Below are 16018 nucleotides of genomic sequence, written 5' to 3'. Positions count from 1 at the left end.
TTGGTGTGGGTCGCCCTCCAGGGTATCCGGCCTGGCAAGCAAAGTGTCCCTGCCCGCTACGAGGAGCGGACAGGGACCATAGCCCCGCGAGTGCGGGGAGCACGCCTTGACCGTCTTCAGCACTTGCTGAGCCGGCGGACCATCCCCGCACGAGCGGGGAGCGTGTCCGATCAACGCACAACATGACCACAAGGTCACGCCCGCAGCGCCTCCTCCAGCGCCCGCGCCACGTCCCCCGCCTCCTCCCCCGGCAGCCGCGCGCCCTCCGGGCCGGTGACGTAGAAGGCGTCCACGGCGTTGGAGCCCAGCGTCGACGCGTGCGCGCTCCGTACCCGCACCCCCGCCGCCTCCAGCGCCCGCCCGAGCCGGAAGAGCAGCCCCGGCGCGTCCTGGGCGCGGACCTCGATCACCGTGGCCAGCCGGGAGGCGGCCGGGGCGACGGTCACCCGCGGCGGGGGCGGCTCCACACCCCGGCGCCGGGGATAGGCGGCGTCCCGTTCCGCGAGCCGGCCGGCGATGTCCAGGCTGCCGTCCAGGGCCCTGACCAGGTCGGCGCGCAGGCGGACGGCCTGGGGCAGGGAGCCGTACTCGGCGGCGACCCGCCAGTCCAGCAGCAGGACGGAGCCCTCGACGCCGTCCGGCAGCGGCAGGGACCGCAGCTCGGCGGTGCGGACGGTCAGCCGGTGCATGGCGAGGACCCCGGCCACCGCGGGGAGCACGCCCGCCTGGTCGGGCACGGCGATCAGCAGCTCCACACCGAGCGGCTCCGGGTCGTCCCCCGGCGCCGGGGCCGCGGGTGGCTCGGTCTGGGCGCGCAGGGCGAGGACCGGCCCGCCGGTGCGGAAGGCCTCGACGGCGAGCCGTTCCTGCTCGGCGGTGGGCGCGGCGGCCTCGGGCTCCTCCAGCGGGTCGCCCGCCAGCACCGCCGCGACGCGTTTCACCAGGTCGGCGACGAGCGAGCCGCGCCAAGAGGACCAGGCGGCGGGCCCGGTGGCCAGCGCGTCCGCCTCGGTGAGGGCGTGCAGCAATTCGAGGGTGTGCTCGGTGCCGACCGCCTCGGCGACCGCCCGCACGGTCGCCGGGTCGTCCAGGTCCCGCCGGGTGGCGGTCTCGACGAGCAGCAGGTGGTGGCGTACGAGGGTGGCGAGGACGGCCGCGTCCGCGCGGTCGAAGCCGATGCGGGCGGCCACGTCCCGCGCGATGGTCTCACCGGCCACGGAGTGGTCGCCGGGCCAGCCCTTGCCGATGTCGTGCAGCAGCGCGGCGACCAGCAGCAGGTCGGGCCGGTGGACGCGGCGGGTGAAGCCGGCCGCGCGCACCGCGGTCTCGATCAGGTGCCGGTCGACGGTCCACACGTGCACGGCGTTGCGCTGCGGGCGGCAGCGCACCCGCTCCCAGTCGGGCAGGAGCTGGGTGATCAGACCCTCGGCCTCCAGCGCCTCCCAGACCTGCACCGTGGGCCGGCCGGAGCCCAGCAGGGTCACCAGTTGCTCGCGTGCCTCGGCGGGCCAGGGGGTGGGCAGCGGGCGCGCGGTGGCCGCGAGCCGTCGCACAGCGTGCAGGGAGAGCGGGAGCCCGGCCTGCGCGGCGGCGGCCGCGGCCCGCAGCGGGAGCACGGGATCGCGTTCGGGGCGTGCGGTGCGGGCGAGCACCACCTCGCCGTCCTGCTCGACCACGCCCTCGGCGAGCGGCGAACGCTCGGGGGCGGGTTTCCCTCCGCCCAGCATGGCGCGCAGCCTCGGCCGCACGGACCGCGCCCGCAGGACGCGCCCCACCTCGCGCCAGGTGACGTCGCCGGCGTAGGAGATGACGCGTGCCGCCTCGTAGACCTGCCGGAGCAGGGCGTCGGCGTCCAGCAGGCCCAGCTCGGCGGCCACCTGGTCCTGCTCCTGGAGGGCCAGCCGGTCGGTCGCCCGCCCGGTCGTCAGGTGCAGCGCGTCCCGTACGTCGAGCAGTCGGCGCCGGGCGTCGGCGAGGCCCTCGCGCGGGGCGTCGGCCAGCCAGGAGGCGGCGACCGCGCGCAGGGCGGTGGCGTCCCGCAGACCGCCCCGGGCCTCCTTGAGGTCGGGTTCCAGCAGGAACTGCAGCTCGCCCTGCCGTTCGGCGCGCTCCGCGCACAGCTCCCGCAGTTCGGGGAGGCGCCGGGGGGCCTGGTTGCGCCAGTCGGCGAGGACGGCCGTACGCAGTCCCGCGGTCAGCCCGGCGTCGCCGGCGAGGTGGCGGGCGTCGAGGAGCCCGAGCTGGACCTTGAGGTCCTCGCCCGCCGTCTTCCGGGCCTGGGCCGGCGTGCGCACGGAGTGGTCCAGGGCGAGACCGAGGTCCCACACCGGGTACCAGAGGCGGTCGGCGAGGGCGGCGACCGCCTTGTCGTCGCCGCCGTCGTGCAGCAGGAGCAGGTCCAGGTCGCTGCGCGGGGACAGCTCACCGCGTCCGTAGCCGCCGACGGCGACCAGGGAGACGCCCCGGACCGGGCCGCCCGCCGCGGCGACGAGGCCGGCCAGCCAGTCGTCCGTCAGCTCGGCGAGGGCGCAGCGGCGCGGCGGCCCGGACCGCGCCCCCTCGGTGAGGAGGCGCAGCCGGGCCGCCGCGTAGCCGCTGGGTCCCGAGTCCTCTGCTTCTTTCGTCACGTCCGTACCCGTCACCCGGCGACTCTCCCGTCCCGTTCCCGTGTTTGCGAGCAGCGTCAGAGCGCGTCGGGTCCGCGCTCACCGGTCCGGACGCGTACGGCGGTGTCGACCGGGACCGACCAGACCTTGCCGTCGCCGATCTTCCCGGTGCGGGCCGCCTTGACCACGACCTCGATCAGCTGCTCGGCGTCGTCGTCCTCGACGAGGACCTCGATGCGGATCTTGGGCACCAGGTCGACCGTGTACTCGGCACCGCGGTAGACCTCGGTGTGGCCGCGCTGGCGGCCGTAGCCGCTGGCCTCGGTGACGGTGAGGCCGTGGACTCCGAAGGCCTGGAGGGCCTCCTTGATCTCGTCGAGCCGGTGCGGCTTGACGACGGCGGTGATGAGCTTCATGCGTCCACCTTCTTGCTCTCGGCCGGCGCGGCCGCGGAGGCGCCCGGCGTGGCGGTCGTCCGGGCGGCACCGCCGCCGGCGCCGCTGAAGTCGTATGCGGTCTCGGCGTGCTCGGCCTGGTCGATGCCGGCCACCTCGTCGTCCTCCGGCACGCGCATGCCGATCGTCTTGTGCAGGACGAAGGCGAGGGCGGCGGAGACGATCAGAGAGTAGGCGAGCACCCCGAAGACACCGGCGCACTGCTTCCAGAACTGGTCCAGGCCGCCGCCGTAGAAGAGGCCCTCGACGTCGGACTGGCCCTTGCCGGTGGCGAAGAAGCCGACGAGCAGGGAGCCGAGGATGCCGCCGACGAGGTGGACGCCGACGACGTCGAGGGAGTCGTCGTAGCCGAACCGGTACTTCAGGGAGACGGCCATGGCGCACAGGACACCGGCGACGATGCCGACGGCGATGGCGCCGAGCGGGGAGACCGCGCCGCCCGCCGGGGTGATGGCGACCAGGCCGGAGACGGCGCCGGAGGCGGCACCCAGCGTGGTGAAGGCGCCGTGGCGGATCTTCTCGTAGGCGAGCCAGCCGAGGACGGCCGCGCCGGTGGCGACCTGCGTGTTGACGAACATCAGCGCGCCGACGCCGTCGTCGTTGCCCAGCCACGAGCCGGCGTTGAAGCCGAACCAGCCGAACCAGAGCAGGCCCGCGCCGAGCATGACCAGCGGGAGGCTGTGCGGGCGCATCGGGTCCTTCTTGAAGCCGACCCGCTTGCCGATGACCAGGATCACGCCGAGCGCCGCGGCACCGGCGTTGATGTGCACGGCCGTACCGCCGGCGAAGTCGATCACACCCAGCTCGAAGGCCCAGCCGCCGGCGCCCCAGACCCAGTGGGCGACCGGGAAGTAGACGATCGTGGCCCACAGGGCGATGAACAGCGCCCAGGCCGTGAACTTCACCCGGTCCGCGAGGGCGCCGCTGATCAGGGCGGGGGTGAGCACCGCGAACATGAGCTGGAAGACCAGGAAGACGAAGACCGGGATGGTGTAGCCGTCCCACAGCTCGGTCAGCCCGATGTTGCTCAGGCCGACCCAGTCGGAGTTCCAGCCGACGATGCTGCCGGTGTCCGTGCCGAACGCCATGGAGAAGCCGTACAGCACCCACAGGACGGTGACGATGCCGAGGCTGATGAAGCTCATCATCAGCATGTTCAGGGTGCTCTTGACGCGGACCATGCCTCCGTAGAAGAAGGCCAGGGCCGGCGTCATGAGCATCACCAGGGCGGAGCAGATGAGCATGAAGCCCGTGTTGGCGGCAGAGAGCTCCGTCTCTGCGGCGAGCGTGATGGCTGGAGCCATCGGCGTCTCCTCGTCGTTGGTACGGCCCCGTGCGGGCGAAGCCTGGCGGCATGAGGGGTGGGCCGGTTATGCGCCACGAGATTGACGCAGCGCGGTTTCGGTGGAGGCCCCGGGTTGTTTCGCCGCCGTGACGAAGGCACGGCGCGTGTTACGCCCTGGTGAACTGCCGGCTGCGGGGTCCGTCGATCGGCAGGGTGTGCCTCGTGCGACCGCGGACATGAGCCGGCCGCGGCGGGCCTCCGAATGACCTGGCATGGGGGAGCCGAGTCGGGCTGTTCGGGAGGGCCGGCCGCGGCCGGGGCTGGTGGGTTTCAGACCGCCTCGGCGGTCTCCGGCAACTCGACGGCGAGCCGTTCGGTGAGGTCGACGACGACGCTCAGGTCGCCGAAATCGCGTACGGCCGTGTCGACGGTCTTGCGGATGCGGGTGTTGACGCGTTCGGACCGGACCTTCTTGGCGATGCCCATGGCTTCGGTGACCAGGCCGGTGCTCGCCTCGGGCTCCTTGTGCAGCAGGTGCACGGTGGCCATGCCGATGAGGTTCAGCGCGTAGGAACGCTGGTGCTCCTCGTCCTCGGCGAAGAGTTCCACGGCCCGGCGCATCAGGGGTTCGGCGAGGGAGGCGTAGGCGGGGCTGCGGCCGGCGACGTAGGCGAGATCGCGGAAGGAGTGGCTGTTCTCCCCGTAGAGCTCGGCCTCGGAGAAGAAGCGGATCCAGTCGGGGTCCGGCTCGTCCCACTCGTCGGCCTCGGCGAAGGTGTCCTCGGCCATGCGCACGGCCCGCTTGCAGCGGCCGGGCTGCCCCATGTTGGCGTAGGCGCGGGCCTCCATCGCGTACAGCATCGACTGGGTGCGGGGGCTCGCGCAGTCCCGGCTGCCGTACTGCGCGAGGTGGATCAGCTCCAGCGCGTCGTCGGGCCGGCCGAGGTGGATCATCTGGCGGCTCATGCTGGAGAGGATGTACGAGCCGAGCGGCCGGTCCCCGGCCTCCTTGGCGGCGTGCAGCGCGAGCACGAAGTACTTCTGCGCGGTGGGCTGGAGCCCCACGTCGTACGACATCCAGCCGGCCAGCTCGGCGAGTTCCGCGGCGACCTTGAACAGGGTGGACCGGGTGGCCTCCGACTGGGGTTCCTGGAGCAGGTCGGTGACTTCGTGGAGCTGGCCGACGACCGCCTTGCGGCGCAGACCGCCGCCGCACTGGGCGTCCCAGCGGCGGAACATCACGGCGGTGGACTCCAGCAGGTCCAGCTCGGGCTTGGACAGGCGCCCCCGCGCGCCCGGGGCCGACGCGGACTCACGCCCGGCGGTGGCCTGCGGAGCGGGGACGAGCCAGCGCTGCATGGGCTCGATCAGGGACGGGCCCGCGGAGAGGGCCAGCGAGCTCCCGAGGAAGCCGCGCCGCGCCAGCATCAGGTCGCTGCGCGAGAACTCGCTGAGCAGGGCCACGGTCTGCGGGCCCGTCCAGGGCAGGTCGACGCCGGTCGCGGAGGGCGTGGGGCGGGTGGAGCGCAGGCCCAGGTCCTCGACGGAGACGACGACACCGAAGCGTTCCGAGAACAGCTCGGAGAGGATGCGCGGGATCGGCTCGCGCGGGTTCTCCCCGTCGAGCCAGCGGCGCACGCGCGAGGTGTCCGTGGAGATGTGGTTGGCGCCCAGCTGGCGCGCCCTGCGGTTGACCTGGCGGGCCAGCTCGCCCTTGGACCAGCCGCTGCGGGCGAACCACGAGGTGAGCAGCTCGTTGGGGCGCTTGTCAGCGTGCGACGCGCTTGCCGCGCTCGTACCGCTTCCGCCGTTGCCGCTCACTGGAACGCCCCCATCCCTGAGACCACCTGTCGCCGAGTGCGCCAAGCCCTATCAGAATGCCGGTGGTTGTGGCCTTCCGTCCCCTGGTTGCCACCCTTCGAACGGAAAGTCGAGTTGCCTCCGGCATACCCATGAGTGCATGTGCCCCACGGCGTCATGCACACAAAGTAATCCTACGATCACCCGTCCAGCCACGCCGATTGCGGAATCGCCACCATTCGCCACCCCTTCGAATGAACTCCCGGTGGCCTGGGCGCGATTCACTTGACACAGGCCGACCAGGAGTCGGTGCGAGGGTGCACATCGGGGCGTGCACGGGCGAGCGCACCACCCGCGATGCTTCCGGACGCTGTCTGAACCGCGCCCCGATGGGGAGGTGGAAGCAGAGAGTCACGTTTCGCGACCGCTGCGTAACCGTCGCTGCGTCGAACCCGTTGGAGGGGGCATGGGCTTCACGATCGGCATCGGCGGCACTCGGGGCATGCGCGACATCCGGTCCGGTGCGCGGCGCCGCGGCCGGGCGTCGGAGTGCACGGTCGTCGCCGAGTTCACCGGGCTGTGGGGCTGGGACGTGGTGCCGGGGGCGCGGGCCACAGCGGGGGCCTGCTCCTGCGGCCGGGAGGACTGCCCGGCACCGGGCGCGCACCCCCTGGCCTTCGCTCCGGAGGTGCCCGCCGGTGCGACGCTGGACGAGGCGAGCGAGGCCTGGGCCGAGTATCCGGGCGCATCGGTGATGCTGCCGGTCGGGCGGACGTTCGACGTGATCGAGGTCGCCGAGCCCGCCGGGCTGCGGGCGCTGGCCCGGCTGGAGCGCATGGGCCTTCCGCTCGGGCCGGTCGCGGCGACCCCGCAGGGCCGCGCGCTGTTCTTCGTCGCGCCGGGCGCCGCCGCCGAGCTGCCCCGCCTGCTCTACCGCATGGGCTGGGACGACCCGTCCGCCCTGGACCTACGCGGCCTGGGCCGCGGTGCGTACATCACCGCCCCGCCCTCCGACCGCGCCGGCCGGGGTCCGGTGCGCTGGCTCCGCCCCCCGGCCCTCGACTCGGCGACCAGGCCACCGGCGGCCCGCCTGCTGCTGGGAACGCTGGCGTACGTGGCCCATCGCTCACGGGCCTAGCCCTCCGGCCGTTGGCCCTCCGGCCGTTGACCCTCCGGCCCCTGGAGCGCGCGTGCGCCGCGCGGACAGTCGTACGAAAGAGCGCCCGCCCCCGGTGACAGGGGGACGGGCGCTTCCTCGTGCGCGTGGCCCGGTGCGGGCACCGGGCGCGGCCAGGTGGTGTCACTCGCCGATGAGGGCGTCCACGAACGCGGCCGGCTCGAACGGCGCCAGGTCGTCCGCGCCCTCGCCGAGTCCGATCAGCTTGACCGGCACACCCAGCTCGCGCTGCACGGCGACCACGATGCCGCCCTTGGCCGTGCCGTCCAGCTTGGTGAGCACGATGCCGGTGATGTCGACGACCTCGGCGAAGACCCGGGCCTGGATCAGACCGTTCTGGCCGGTGGTGGCGTCGAGCACGAGCAGCACCTCGTCCAGCGGCGCGTGCTTCTCCACGACCCGCTTCACCTTGCCGAGCTCGTCCATGAGGCCGGTCTTGGTGTGCAGGCGGCCGGCGGTGTCGATGAGGACGACGTCCGAGCCGATCTCCTTGCCCTCCTTGACCGCGTCGAAGGCGACCGAGGCCGGGTCGCCGCCCTCGGGGCCGCGGACGGTGTGCGCGCCGACCCGCTCGCCCCAGGTCTGGAGCTGGTCGGCGGCGGCGGCACGGAAGGTGTCGGCGGCGCCGAGGACGACGCTGCGGCCGTCGGCGACCAGGACGCGGGCGAGCTTGCCGGTGGTGGTGGTCTTCCCGGTGCCGTTGACCCCGACGACCATGACGATGCCGGGCCTGCCGCCGGGCGGCTCCGTCTTGACCTCGCGGTCCATGTCCGGGCCGAGGAGGGTGATCAGCTCCTCGCGCAGCAGGCCGCGCAGCTCGTCGGGCGTGCGGGTGCCGAGCACCCTCACCCGCTCGCGCAGCCGTTCGACCAGCTCCTGGGTGGGTTGCACGCCGACGTCGGCGGTGAGCAGCGTGTCCTCGATCTCCTCCCAGGTGTCCTCGTCGAGGTGCTCCCGGGAGAGCAGGGTGAGCAGGCCCTTGCCGAGGGCGTTCTGCGAGCGGGAGAGGCGGGCACGGAGCCGGACCAGACGGCCGGCGGTGGGCTCGGGAACCTCGATCTGCGGGATCTCGAGCTCTTCGACGACGGGCGGCTCCTCGACGGTGGCGGTGCCGCCGTCCGGGAGGTCGACCTCCTCTATCGTCCGGCGCGTTTCGTCGCGCGGCGTCTCGGCCTCTTCGCCGACGTGCGGCTCGGCCGGAGGGGCGGTGATGTCGGGCGCGGACGGGGGCGGCGGAGGCAGCTGCTTCTTACGGCGACTGCCCACGACCAGCCCGCCGAGCGCACCGATCACGACCACGGCGATGACTACAGCAAGGATGACGATGTCCATAACCCGTCCAGTATCAGCCATGGACCCCCTCAGACCGCCTCTTGTGTCTTCCTCCTAGGGACAAAGGCCCCTGGAGGGAAGGAGTCGGAGCAAAGTACGATGGAAGAGGCCGCGTCAACGCGCGTAGAGTCCCGACCGCCCCCTCTTCTCCCACGATCGAGGCACGGACCCCCCACATGAGCAAGACCGCCGAGACCGAAGGCGCCCTGGAAACGCGTGGCATCGAGCAGGTGCCCGACGCGGAGCGCACCGCCCGGACCCGTGAGCTTTTCCCGACCTGGGTAGGCGCCAACATCAGCGTGCTGCTGCTCACGATGGGCGCGAGCCTCGTCGTGGCGTACCGGCTCAACTTCTGGCAGGCCCTCGTGGTCGCGGGCGCCGCCCCCGTCCTCTCGTACGGCCTGGTCGGGCTGATCGGCATCGCCGGGAAGCGCGGTGGGGCACCCGGCATGGCCCTGTCCCGGGCGGTGTTCGGGCAGCGGGGCAATCTGCTGCCCGGTTCGCTGATCTGGGTCGCCCGCTGGGGCTGGGAGACGATCAACGCGGTGACCGGCGCCTACGCCCTGCTCACCGTGCTGGACATCGTGTTCGGTGTGCGGGCCAACGCGGTGCTGGACATGGTGACGCTGCTGGCCTTCGTCGTGGCGACGTTCGCGATCTCCGGGCTGGGCATCAACGCCGTGCAGAAGTGCAATAAGTACGCGGCGTGGCTCTTCGGCGCCTTCTCGGTGCTGGTGCTCGGCTACCTGGTCGTCGACACCGACTGGTCGGCGGTCTTCGACCGGTCCGCCGGGTCGGTGGCCGCGATGATCACGGGCGTCGGCCTGATCGCCGCCGGCGGTGTGAGCTGGATCCCGTCGGCCCCGGACTTCACCCGGTACCTGCCGCGCACGGCCTCCTCGAAGGGGATCGTGGGCGTGACGATCGGCGGTGCCGGGATCGTCGTCCTGCCCATGGTCCTCATGGGCATGGTCATGGCCGTCTCCACTCCGGACCTGGCCTCGGCCTCCGACCCGGTCTCCTTCCTCGGTGAGATCCTGCCGACCTGGATCGCGGTGCCCTACCTGCTGATCGCGCTGATCGGCATGCTGCTGATCAACTCGATGTCGATGTACTCGGCCGGCTTCACCGCGCAGACCCTCGGCTTCAGGATCCCGCGGCACTGGGCGGTCTCCGTCAACGCCGTCATCTCGCTGATCTTCGGCGGCGTGCTGATGCTGGTGGCGACCAGCTTCATGGGTTCCTTCATCGCCTTCCTGTCGCTGCTGGCCGTCGCCTTCTCCGCCTGGGTCGGTGTCTTCGGCGCGGACATGCTGCGCCGCAAGGAGTACGACGGCGAGGCCCTGGCCGACACCGGGCGTACCAGTGCCTACTGGTACCGCGGCGGCTTCTCCCCCGCCGCCGTCGCCGCCTGGGCGGTCGGGCTGCTCGCGGGCCTGATGTTCACGACGTCCGACTGGTTCACCGGTCCGCTCGCCTCGAACAACGTCATCGGTGAGTACGGCCTCGGCTGGGTCGCCACGGTGGTGATCTCCGGCCTGCTCTACGCGGTGCTGCCGAAGCCTGCGGTGACCGTCCCGGCGGCGCCCGCGGAGCGGGCCGAGCAGCCCGAGACCGTGACCGTCTGACCTGGACCGTCCGTCTTGGACCGCCGCCCGGACACGTCGAGGCCCCCCACCGTCCGGTGGGGGGGGCCTCGACGTGTCCGGGCCCGGGTCGAACAACCCACCCCCGGCCGCGCGGCGCGCACCACCGCGATCGGCCTCCGCCGCACCACCCTGCGGGCGGACGTCGTACACCCCGGTCGGCACGGGCCGCGAGCCTGTCGGGGTCCCTCCACCGCGAGCCACGGCCTCCTCACCGGCGGGCCGTGCCGGCGCACCGGGCGGTACCGGGCCGTGAGGGAGCCGTCGGCTTCCTCCTGGAGGCGGGTACGACACCGCCGCCCCCGTCCGGAGTGACCGGTGCGGGGGCGGCGGACCGTGCGAGGAGAGGGGCAGCGGGGACTTGGCCCTTCTCCCCGGGATCGAGGGCGGTCAGCCCATCTCCTCCAGGGCCTTGCCCTTCGTCTCCTTCACGAACTTGAGCACGAAGGGGATGGAGAGCGCGGCGAAGATCGTGTAGATCACGTACGTGCCGGAGAGGTTCCACTCGGCCAGCGACGGGAAGCTCGCGGTGATGGCCCAGTTGGCGATCCACTGCGCGGAGGCGGCCACGCCCAGCGCGGCGGCGCGGATGCGGTTGGGGAACATCTCGCCGAGGAAGACCCAGACGACCACGCCCCAGGACAGGGCGAAGAAGAGCACGAAGAGGTGGGCGGCGATCAGTGCGACCCAGCCCTGGGTGGCCGGGAGCTTGCCGTCGACCAGGTCGAAGGAGAACGCCCAGGCCTCCAGCGCCAGGCCGATCACCATGCCGACCGAGCCGATGAGGGCCAGCGGCTTGCGGCCGACGCGGTCCACGAAGATCATCGCGATCACGGTGCCGACGATGTTGATGATCGACGTCGTGAAGGAGTAGAAGAACGAGTCCGTCGGGTCGACGCCGACCGACTGCCACAGCGTCGAGGAGTAGTAGAACGCGACGTTGATGCCGACGAACTGCTGGAAGACCGAGAGGCCGATGCCGATCCAGACGATCGGCTTGAAGAAGAAGCTGGAGCCGAGCAGGTCCTTGAAGGAGGACTTCTCCTCGCGGTGCATCGCGTGCTCGATCTCGGCGATGCGGGCGTCGAAGTCCACGTCCTTGCCCTCGACCTCTTCGAGGATCTTCCGGGCGCGCTCGTGCTTGCCGACGGAGATCAGGAAGCGCGGTGACTCGGGGATGGCGAAGGACAGCAGGCCGTAGAGGACGGCCGGGATCACCATGACGCCGAGCATGACCTGCCAGGCCTCCAGGCCCATCAGCTCACCGCGCTGGTCGCCGCCGGCGGCGTTGAGCAGACCCCAGTTGACCAGCTGCGACACGGCGATGCCGACGACGATCGCGGCCTGCTGGAAGGAGCCGAGCCGGCCGCGGTAGGCGGGCGGGGAGACCTCGGCGATGTAGGCGGGGCCGATCACCGAGGCCATGCCGATGGCGAAACCGCCGATGACGCGCCACATGGCGAGGTCCCACAGCGCGAAGGGCAGGGCGGAGCCGATGGCGCTGACGGTGAAGAGGACCGCCGCGATCTGCATGCAGCGGATGCGGCCGATGCGGTCGGCGATGCGTCCCGCGGTCGCCGCTCCGATGGCACAGCCGATCAGCGCGATGGCGATGACCTGGGCCAGCACCGCGGAGCCTACGTCGTAGCGGTCCCGGATGGCCTCGACGGCACCGTTGATCACGGAACTGTCGTAGCCGAACAGGAAGCCGCCCATGGCGGCCGCCGCGGCGATGAAGATGACGTGCCCGAGATGTTCGGGGTGAGCCGCTCTGGCTCCTGATGCGGGTGCCTGCGGTGTGCTGGCCACGTGTACTCCTCGGGCTGCCGGCAACGCTGCCGGGGTGGATCGCCTTCGAGGTGCCATGGAAGGAACCTGAAGGTAAAAGCAACGTTGCAGAGACTATGCCTTCAAGTTTCGAAGTCAATAGGGCGAGAGATGTGAGTTTGGAGATGCCGATCCGAGTTAGACGTTCAAGAGTTGAAGCAATCCCGGTCAGGACTACCGCAGCCGCTGGCTGATGACCTTCGACACACCGTCGCCCTGCATGGACACGCCGTACAGCGCGTCCGCGACCTCCATCGTCCGCTTCTGGTGCGTGATGACGATCAGCTGCGAGGCCTCCTGCAGCTCCTGCATGATCCGGATCAGCCGCTGGAGATTCGTGTCGTCGAGCGCCGCCTCCACCTCGTCCATGACGTAGAACGGGCTGGGCCGCGCCTTGAAGATCGACACGAGCATCGCCACGGCGGTCAGGGAGCGCTCACCGCCCGAGAGCAGCGAGAGCCGTTTGACCTTCTTGCCCGGAGGCCGGGCCTCGACGTCCACCCCGGTGGTGAGCATGTTGTCCGGGTCGGTCAGGAGAAGCCGCCCCTCACCGCCCGGGAACAGCCGGCTGAAGACGCCCTCGAACTCCCGGGCCGTGTCCCGGAAGGCCTCGGTGAAGACCTGTTCGACCCGCTCGTCGACCTCCTTGACGACCTGGAGCAGGTCGGCGCGGGTCTTCTTCAGGTCCTCCAGCTGTTCGCTCAGGAACTGGTGCCGTTCCTCGAGCGCGGCGAACTCCTCCAGGGCCAGCGGATTGACCTTGCCGAGCTGCTGGTAGGCGCGCTCGGCGGCCTTCAGCCGCTTCTCCTGCTCGGAGCGGACGAAGGGCCGGGGGCGGTTGCGCGGGTGCTCCGGATCGTCCGGCAGCTCCTCGCCCTCGGCGGGGGGCGAGGGCGGCACCTCTTGATGGGGCCCGTACTCGGCCGCGAGTCCCGCCGGTTCCACACCGAGTTCCTCCAGCGCCTTGGTCTCCAGCTGCTCGATACGCAGCCGCTTCTCGGCGCCGAGTACCTCGCCCCGGTGGACTGAATCCGTCAACTTGTCGAGCTCCGCCTTGAGGTCGCGTCCGGCGGTGCGCGCGGCGGTCAGTTCCTGCTCGCGGCGGGCCTTGGCCGCCTCGGCGGCGGTGCGCTCCCCGTCGGCCCGGACCAGGGAGACCTCGATGTGCGCGAGCAGCTGCCGGGCGCCGGCGGCGACCGCCTCCGCGACGGCCGCCTCGTGCCGCAGCCTGGCCCGGCGCTGCTCGGCACGCGCGCGTGCCTCGCGCTCCGCGCGGGCGGCGCGGTCCAGGGAGTCGGCCCGCCCGGCAAGGCCCTTGACCCGCTCCTCGTGGGTACGGGCCTGGAGCCGGGCCTCCATCTCGGTCTGGCGGGCGTTGGCGCCGTCTGCGGCGAGCCGGTCGCGCACGGAGGTGTCGGGTTCCTCCTCGACCGGCATCTCCTCGGCGACGGCGAGCCGCTCGGCCAGTTCCTCGACGTCCGTCAGCGCCTTGTCCAGCGCCTCCTGCGCCCGGGCGGCTGCGGCGGCGGACCGCTCGGCCTCCCCGGCCGCTCCCCGCGCCTGCCCCGCCAGCCGGCCGAGCTGCTGGGCGACGGCCGACTTCTCCCGGTCGGCGGCCCGGCGCCGCTCCCCCAGCTCCTCGACCAGCGCGGCACACTCCCGGCGCCGTTCGACGGCCGCGTCCTGCGCCTCGGCCAGTTCCCCGCACCGCACGCCCAGCTCCTCCAGCTCGGCGGCGGCCTGGTCCACGGACGCCTGGACCTCCAGGAGGCTCGGCGCCCCGGCGGAGCCGCCCTGCGCGAAGTGCGCGCCCAGGAGGTCGCCCTCGGCGGTGACGGCGGTCAGTCCGGGCCGGGCGTAGACGAGGTCCTCGGCGTCCTCCAGGGTGGCGACCACGACGACCCCGCGCAGCAGCCGCCGCACGGCGGGCATCAGCTCGGAGGGCCCGCGCACCAGATCGGCGGCGTACGGCGCCCCGTCGGCGCGCGGTTCCTCCGGTACGTCGTCGGGGGCGCCGGCCAGGAGTAGGGCGGCCCGCCCGGCGTCCTGCTTGCGCAGCAGACGGATGGCGTCCGCGGCGGCCGCCGGGGAGGTGACCGCGAGGGCGTCGGCGCCGGCGCCGAACGCCGCGGCCAGGGCGACCTCGTGACCCGGGGTCACGGTGAGGAGACCGGCGGCCGGGCCGAGCAGACCGGTGAGCCGGTCCCGGGCGGCGAGCAGCGGCCCGGTGCCGTCCTTGCGGCGCAGTCCCAGCGCGAGCGCCTCGTGGCGGGCCCGTGTCGCCGCGCGCTGCCGCTCCGCCGCGGTGGCCGCCTCCCGGGCGGCGCCCAGAGCCGCCTCCGCCTCGGCCAGTCCCCGCTTGGCGGCGTCGTACCGCTCGGCGAGTTCCTGGTCGCCGGCGTCCAGACCGTCGACCTCGGCCTGGAGCGCCTCGTACTCCTCCTGGGCCGCGGCGGCCCTCTCCCGGGATTCGTCCCGGGCCTGTGCCAGCCGTTCGATCTCGGCCTGGGCGGAGGCGGCGCGCGAACGGGCCGCGCCGACCTGGCCGCTGAGCCGGGCCAGCCCTTCCCGGCGGTCGGCGATGGCCCGGGCGGCGTCCTTGAGGCGGCGCTCCTCCAGGGCCAGCTCGCGTTCGAGGTCGGCGCGATGGGCGACCGTGTCCTCCAGGGCGTGCTCCGCGGCTTCCAGGGCCGCCTCGAGTTCGGCCTCCTGTTCGCGGACGCGGGCGGCCTCGCGCTCCAGCTCCTCCGGGTCCCGGCCGCGCCGCTCCTCGGGAGGAGCGGAGGTGGCGCTCTTCACGCGCGCGTCGGCGAGGGAGACCGTGCCGCGGACCCGTTCGGCGAGCTGGGAGAGCTCGTACCAGGTCTGCTGGGCGCGCTGGAGGCGCGGGGTGAGCCGGCGCACCTCGTCCTCCAGGTCCGCCTCGCGGCGCAGCGCCCTGCCCAGCTCCTGCTCGGCGGCCTCCTTGCGTTCCTTCAGGGCGGCCTCGTCGGCGATCTCGGTCCGGAGCGCCTCGCGCAGCCGTACGAGGTCGTCGGCGAGGAGCCTGAGTCGCGCGTCCCTCAGGTCGGCCTGGATGACGGCGGCGCGTCGGGCCACCGCCGCCTGCCGGCCGAGCGGCTTGAGCTGGCGCCGCAGTTCGTCGGTGAGGTCCTGCACGCGGGCGAGGTTGGCCTGCATCGCGTCCAGCTTGCGCAGCGCCTTCTCCTTGCGCTTGCGGTGCTTGAGGACGCCGGCGGCCTCCTCGATGAACGCCCGGCGCCCCATGGGGTCGGCGTGCAGGACGGAGTCGAGCTGGCCCTGGCCGACGATGACGTGCATCTCGCGGCCGATGCCGGAGTCGGAGAGCAGCTCCTGGATGTCCAGGAGGCGGCACGTGTCACCGTTGATCTGGTACTCGCTGCCGCCGTTGCGGAACATGATCCGCGTGATGGTGACCTCGGCGTACTCGATGGGCAGCGCCCCGTCGGAGTTGTCGATGGTCAGCGACACCTCGGCCCGGCCGAGCGGCGGGCGGCCGGTGGTGCCGGCGAAGATCACGTCCTCCATCTTGCCGCCGCGCAGCGACTTGGCGCCCTGCTCTCCCATGACCCAGCTGAGCGCGTCCACGACGTTGGACTTGCCCGAGCCGTTCGGACCGACGACGCAGGTGATGCCCGGTTCGAACCGGAGCGTGGTCGCCGAGGCGAACGACTTGAATCCGCGGAGGGTCAGGGCCTTCAGGTGCACGCCGCCGGACTCTACCTCTCGCGGGTGTCTCACTCCATGAACCGGTGAACCGCCGCGGTTTCACGAGTGAACGTGCAGGGCACATCAGACGTTGAAGAGGGTGAAAGGATGCGCGGGGGAGAAAAGGGCGGGCCGGACGGCGGGGACGGGGGCAGGAAGCC

Annotated in this window: 9 protein-coding genes; 2 read left to right on the top strand and 7 right to left on the bottom strand. The window is 72.5% G+C overall.

The genetic code is table 11. From position 1 onward, the window contains the following. Nucleotides 1–194: 194 nt before the first annotated feature. From ACGF5T_RS24180 to ACGF5T_RS24165, 4 genes are all read right to left on the bottom strand, one after another. Nucleotides 195–2642, bottom strand: a complete 2448-nt coding sequence (locus tag ACGF5T_RS24180) for a [protein-PII] uridylyltransferase (RefSeq protein ID WP_356612890.1) — start codon at nucleotides 2640–2642, stop codon at nucleotides 195–197. 41 nt (nucleotides 2643–2683) lie between these two features. Next, the gene (locus tag ACGF5T_RS24175; RefSeq protein ID WP_019328769.1) at nucleotides 2684–3022 is read right to left on the bottom strand and encodes a P-II family nitrogen regulator; all 339 of its coding nucleotides are present in this window, start codon (nucleotides 3020–3022) and stop codon (nucleotides 2684–2686) included. Next, nucleotides 3019–4365, bottom strand: coding sequence for an ammonium transporter (locus ACGF5T_RS24170; RefSeq protein WP_356612888.1), 1347 nt, complete (start codon nucleotides 4363–4365; stop codon nucleotides 3019–3021). Before ACGF5T_RS24170 ends, ACGF5T_RS24175 begins: the two co-directional genes overlap by 4 nt. 311 nt (nucleotides 4366–4676) lie before the next feature. Further along, complete coding sequence (locus ACGF5T_RS24165) at nucleotides 4677–6167, bottom strand: hypothetical protein (RefSeq protein WP_356612886.1); 1491 nt, start codon at nucleotides 6165–6167, stop codon at nucleotides 4677–4679. 445 nt (nucleotides 6168–6612) lie between these two features. Between ACGF5T_RS24165 and ACGF5T_RS24160 the strand changes: the two genes are divergently transcribed. Further along, nucleotides 6613–7284, top strand: a complete 672-nt coding sequence (locus tag ACGF5T_RS24160; RefSeq protein WP_366767356.1) for a bifunctional DNA primase/polymerase — start codon at nucleotides 6613–6615, stop codon at nucleotides 7282–7284. A gap of 162 nt (nucleotides 7285–7446) precedes the next feature. On the opposite strand, the gene ftsY is transcribed toward ACGF5T_RS24160, so the two are convergent. Continuing rightward, complete coding sequence (ftsY, locus tag ACGF5T_RS24155) at nucleotides 7447–8655, bottom strand: signal recognition particle-docking protein FtsY (protein WP_356612883.1); 1209 nt, start codon at nucleotides 8653–8655, stop codon at nucleotides 7447–7449. A 176-nt stretch (nucleotides 8656–8831) separates the two neighbouring features. On the opposite strand from ftsY, the gene ACGF5T_RS24150 reads away from it, so the two are divergent. After that, nucleotides 8832–10283, top strand: a complete 1452-nt coding sequence (locus ACGF5T_RS24150; protein WP_361012990.1) for a cytosine permease — start codon at nucleotides 8832–8834, stop codon at nucleotides 10281–10283. 408 nt (nucleotides 10284–10691) lie between these two features. On the opposite strand, the gene ACGF5T_RS24145 is transcribed toward ACGF5T_RS24150, so the two are convergent. Further along, the gene (locus ACGF5T_RS24145; protein ID WP_356610555.1) at nucleotides 10692–12110 is read right to left on the bottom strand and encodes a sugar porter family MFS transporter; all 1419 of its coding nucleotides are present in this window, start codon (nucleotides 12108–12110) and stop codon (nucleotides 10692–10694) included. Between the two features lie 192 nt (nucleotides 12111–12302). Next, nucleotides 12303–15857: a chromosome segregation protein SMC gene (smc, locus tag ACGF5T_RS24140; RefSeq protein WP_366767355.1), complete on the bottom strand. Its 3555-nt coding sequence runs from the start codon at nucleotides 15855–15857 to the stop codon at nucleotides 12303–12305. Between the last annotated feature and the right edge of the window lie 161 nt (nucleotides 15858–16018).

This window comes from Streptomyces sp. NPDC047853, from assembly GCF_043204535.1.
Classification (GTDB): domain Bacteria; phylum Actinomycetota; class Actinomycetes; order Streptomycetales; family Streptomycetaceae; genus Streptomyces.
This window is presented reverse-complemented; position numbering and strand designations above follow the sequence as displayed.